This window comes from Acidovorax sp. LjRoot204, from assembly GCF_056175785.1.
Genome location: NZ_JBGFFF010000238.1, coordinates 1 through 4,892 on the forward strand (window position 1 = coordinate 1; position 4,892 = coordinate 4,892).

Sequence of the window (4,892 nt, forward strand, 5' to 3'; positions counted from 1 at the left end):
CTCAATGCGGCGGATGCCAGCAGCCACGCCACCCTCGCCCACCACCTTGAACAGGCCGATGTCGCCCGTGCGCTGCACGTGTGTGCCGCCACACAGTTCGCGGCTGGTGCCGATGTCGAGCACGCGCACGGTTTCGCCGTACTTCTCGCCAAACAGCATCATGGCGCCGGTCTTCTGGGCCGACTCGATGTCCATCACGCGCGCTTGCGTGGGCTGGTTGGCCAGGATTTCTTCGTTCACACGGCGTTCGATCTCGCGGATTTCAGCCGCCGTCACGGCGCCGTTGTGTGTGAAGTCGAAGCGCGTGCGGTCGGCATTGACCAGGCTGCCCTTTTGCTGCACATGGCTGCCCAGCACTTCGCGCAAGGCCTTGTGCATGATGTGCGTGACCGAGTGGTTGCGCATGGTGGCAGCGCGCACGGCGGTGTTCACCTGGGCCTGCACCGTGTCACCCACGTTCAGTGTGCCCTCTTCGAGCATGCCATGGTGGCCAAACACATCGGCCTTGATCTTGAGCGTATCGCCCACCGCAAAACGGGCCGAGCCGCTGGTGATGACACCTTCGTCACCCACCTGGCCGCCGCTTTCGGCGTAGAACGGGGTCGTGTCCAGCACCACCACGCCGTTTTGGCCGGCTTTCAGTGCTGCAGCGCTAGTACCGTCTACATAGATTGCTACGATTTTTGCAGTCTCTGCGAGGTGTTCGTAGCCCGTGAACTGGTTGGCGTCACCGGTGTACTCCAGCGCCTTGTCCATCTTGAACTTGCCAGCAGCGCGGGCCTGGGCCTTCTGCTTTTCCATGGCGGTCTTGAAGCCTGCCTCGTCCACTTCCACGTCGCGTTCGCGGCACACGTCGTTGGTCAGGTCGAGCGGGAAGCCATAGGTATCGTGCAGCTTGAACGCGACGTCGCCAGGCAGCACCTTGGCGCCGCCGTCTAGGGCCGCGTCCAGAATTTCCATGCCGTTGGCCAGCGTTTCGAAGAAGCGCTCTTCTTCCACCTTGAGCACCTCGGTGATGCGCTGCTCCTGCGCGCGCAGGGAGGGGTAGGCGTCACCCATCAGGCGCACCAGATCGGCCACCAACTTGTGGAAGAACGGGGTCTTCTTGCCCAGCTTGTACCCGTGGCGGATGGCACGGCGCACGATGCGGCGCTGCACGTAGCCACGGCCTTCGTTGCTGGGGATCACACCATCGCTCACCAGGAAGGCGGTTGCGCGGATGTGGTCGGCAATCACACGCAGGCTCTTGTTGTTGAGGTCCGTCACGCCGGTCTCGCGGCCGGCGGCCTTGATGAGCGCGTCGAACAGGTCGATCTCGTAGTTGCTGTGCACGTGCTGCAGGATGGCTGCAAGGCGCTCCAGGCCCATGCCGGTGTCTACGCAGGGTGCGGGCAGCGGGGTCACGGCACCCGTCTCGTCCATGTTGAACTGCATGAACACGTTGTTCCAGATCTCGATGAAGCGGTCGCCGTCTTCATCGGGGCTGCCGGGAGGGCCGCCTGCAATGTGCGGGCCGTGGTCATAGAAGATTTCGCTGCAGGGGCCGCAGGGGCCGGTGTCGGCCATCATCCAGAAGTTGTCGGACTTGTAGCGGCCGCCCTTGTTGTCGCCGATGCGSAYCACGCGCTCGGGYGGCARRCCGATKTCCTTGGTCCAGATGTCGTAGGCCTCGTCGTCTTCSTGGTAGACCGTGGCCAGCAGGCGCTCTGGCGGCAGCTTGTAGACCTYGGTCAGCAGCTCSMAGGCCCASKTGAGCGATTCSCGCTTGAAGTAGTCGCCRAASSWCCAGTTGCCCAGCATYTCRAAGAAGGTGTGGTGGCGCGCGGTGTAGCCCACGTTYTCCAGGTCGTTGTGCTTGCCACCCGCACGCAGGCAGGCCTGAACCGACACCGCCCGGTTGTACGAGCGCTTATCGGTGCCCAGGAACACGTCCTTGAACTGCACCATGCCCGAGTTGGTGAACATCAGCGTGGGGTCGTTGCCAGGCACCAGAGGGCTCGACGGCACCACGGTGTGGCCCTTGGAGACGAAGAAGTCCAGGAAGGACTTGCGGATGTCAGCGACAGAAAAAGTGGGAGTGCTCATGGTGTTGTGGAGTGGTTGCACGCAGCAGGCAGGCCGCAGGACCCGCGCCTGCGCGCTGCCTGTCGCTGCCCCTATGGGGACCAACCTTTCATTATAGGTTTGCAGTCTGGCGGTCCGTGGCGGGAGGGCGACAGGGCGGGGACAGACGCCTCCGATCCATGCGCCAACGAATGCTGAAAAATTCGCTTGCGCGCTTTAAATATCTTGTTAATATATTAATAACTGCAACCCACCCACCGATCCAAGGAGCCCCTCGTGAACCCACAACCCCGCTGGCAAGGCATCTTCCCTGCCATCACCACCAAGTTCCACGCCGACGARTSCATCGAYGCCGARGGCACMGCSCGCCACATCGACTTCCAGATCCGCAACGGCATCCACGGGCTGGTCACCTGCGGTTCTCTCGGCGAAGCCAGCACCCTCACACTGGAGGAAAAGCTCCAGGTTGCCAAGATCGCCCTCGAAGCCGCTGACGGCCGCGTACCAGTGCTCGCCAACGTGTCCGAAACCAGCACCCGCGAGGCACTGCGCTACATCGACGGSGSCAACAAGCTCGGYGTSGCCGGCTACATGGTSATGCCCTCGGTGATCTACGTGGCCGAYGCSCGCGARGCCATGSYCAATGTGCGCGCCATGGCGGGTGCCGCCCAGCGCCCCCTGATGGTCTACAACAACCCTGTGGCCTACCGCGTGGACCTGAAACCCGAGCACATGGTGGAGCTGGCCGACTGCGAGTGGATCGCCGCCATCAAGGAAAGCACCGGCGACATCCGCCGCATCACCGACCTGCGCAACACCGTGGGTGACCGATACCAGCTCTTCCTGGGCGTGGACGACCTGGCCTACGAAGGCCTGGCCCTGGGATGCGACGGCCTGCTGGCCGGCGTGGGCTGCGCCTTCCCGCGCGARACSGTGGCGCTGTACGACCTGATGAARGCRGGCMRMTTYGCCGAGGCGCTGMMGCTCTACCAGTGGATGACGCCSATGCTGCACCTGGATGTGTCTAACAAGCTCGTGCAGAACCTCAAGCTCATCGATGCGCTGGTGGGTGTGGGCASCGARCACATGCGCCGCCCCCGCCTGCCCCTGGTGGGCGACGAACGCGCATTTGTCGAGAGTGTGGTGCGCAAGGCCCTGGCCACGCGCCCTACAAAATACCAGTCTGTCGCCTGAGACACTGAGCGCCGTACTTCACCACCACCAGAGCACCATGCAACGCATCCACGTGATCGACTCCCACACCGGTGGCGAGCCCACCCGGCTTGTCATCGACGGTTTTCCCGACMTGGGCRCCGGCACCATGGCCGAGCGSCGYGCGCTGCTGGCYGAGCGCCACGATGCCTGGCGGGCCGCCACCGTGCTGGAGCCGCGTGGCAGCGACGTGGTGGTGGGGGCGCTGCTCTGCGCGCCGCAAGATCCCGCCAACGCAGCGGGCGTGATCTTCTTCAACAACAGCGGCTACCTGGGCATGTGTGGACACGGCACCATCGGGCTGATCGCGTCGCTCGCCTACCTGGGCCGCATCACCCCTGGCGAGCACCGCATCGAAACCCCGGTGGGCACCGTCACCACCACCCTGCACCCCGATGGCTCTGTCAGCGTGCGCAACGTGCCGGCCTACCGGCTGCATCATCAGCTGGCGGTGGACGTGCCCGGCCATGGCCGCGTGGTGGGCGATGTGGCCTGGGGCGGCAACTGGTTCTTCCTGATCTCCGACCACGGCCAGCGTGTAGCCAGCGACAACCTGGAGGCGTTGATGGCCTACAGCTGCGCCGTGCAGCAAGCCCTCAAAGACCAGGGCATTCGGGGCGACAACGGCGGCGAGATAGACCACATCGAGCTGTTTGCCGAAGACGACCAGGCCGACAGCCGTAACTATGTGCTGTGTCCCGGCAAGGCCTATGACCGCTCGCCCTGCGGCACGGGTACCAGCGCCAAGGTGGCCTGCCTGGCGGCTGACGGCAAGCTCGCACCGGGCGCACTCTGGCGCCAGGCCAGCATCATTGGCAGCCAGTTCGAGGCCAGCTACACGCTGCAGGACGATGGCACGGTCATCCCCACCTTGCGGGGCCGCGCGCACATTTGCGCCGACGCTACTTTGCTGATTGAAGACAAGGACCCCTTTGGCTGGGGCATCCGGCTTTAACCCGACCCTGCTGCACCCGCGCCACATGCAACACACCGATGTCCTTGTGATTGGCGCTGGCATCGTGGGCGCCGCCTGCGCCCATGCGCTGGTGTCGGCCGGGCTATCGGTACGTGTCATCGATGCGCGCCTCGGCGGTGCCACGGCGGCGGGCATGGGCCATCTGGTGGTGATGGATGACAACCCGGCAGAACTGGCGCTGAGCCAGACATCGCTGGACCTCTGGCACACCTGGGCACCCCACATGGATGCGGGCTGTGCGTTCACGCCCTGCGGCACGCTCTGGCTGGCCGCCAACGATGCAGAGCTGCAGGCGGCCCATGACAAACGCAGCACCCTGCAAGCACACGGAATCGCCTGCGACATGCTCGACGCGGCCGCCCTGTCCCGCGCAGAACCCGCACTGCGCCCCGGTCTGGCGGGTGCGCTCAAGGTGCAGGGGGACAGCGTGGTCTATGCCCCGCTCGCGGCCCAGTGGCTGCTGGACCAGGCCGCAGCCCACGGACGCCTTGTGTTGGAGCAGGCTGAAGCGATGCAGATCGACGGCCACACCGTCACCCTGCGCGACGGAAGCCAGCGCAGCGCAGGCGCCATTGTGCTGGCCAGCGGCATCCACGCCCCGCAGCTGTGCCCCGGCCTGCCGCTGCGCCCCAAAAAGGGC

4 protein-coding genes are annotated in these 4,892 nt (G+C 65.0%); 3 read left to right on the forward strand and 1 reads right to left on the reverse strand.

Annotation, left to right across the window (positions count from 1 at the left end; translation table 11 throughout):
- The coding region (alaS, locus tag AC04MI_RS23455) for an alanine--tRNA ligase (RefSeq protein ID WP_476498836.1) at positions 1–2,085 on the reverse strand (2,085 nt) is incomplete at its 3' end.
- Between the two features lie 255 nt (positions 2,086–2,340).
- Between alaS and AC04MI_RS23460 the strand changes: the two genes are divergently transcribed.
- The 3 genes from AC04MI_RS23460 to AC04MI_RS23470 form a co-directional block, all read left to right on the forward strand.
- Positions 2,341–3,258, forward strand: coding sequence for a dihydrodipicolinate synthase family protein (locus AC04MI_RS23460; RefSeq protein ID WP_476498837.1), 918 nt, complete (start codon positions 2,341–2,343; stop codon positions 3,256–3,258).
- 37 nt (positions 3,259–3,295) lie between these two features.
- Complete coding sequence (locus AC04MI_RS23465) at positions 3,296–4,231, forward strand: 4-hydroxyproline epimerase (protein ID WP_476498838.1); 936 nt, start codon at positions 3,296–3,298, stop codon at positions 4,229–4,231.
- Between the two features lie 25 nt (positions 4,232–4,256).
- A partial coding sequence (locus AC04MI_RS23470; protein ID WP_476498839.1) for an NAD(P)/FAD-dependent oxidoreductase occupies positions 4,257–4,892 on the forward strand: 636 nt, incomplete at its 3' end.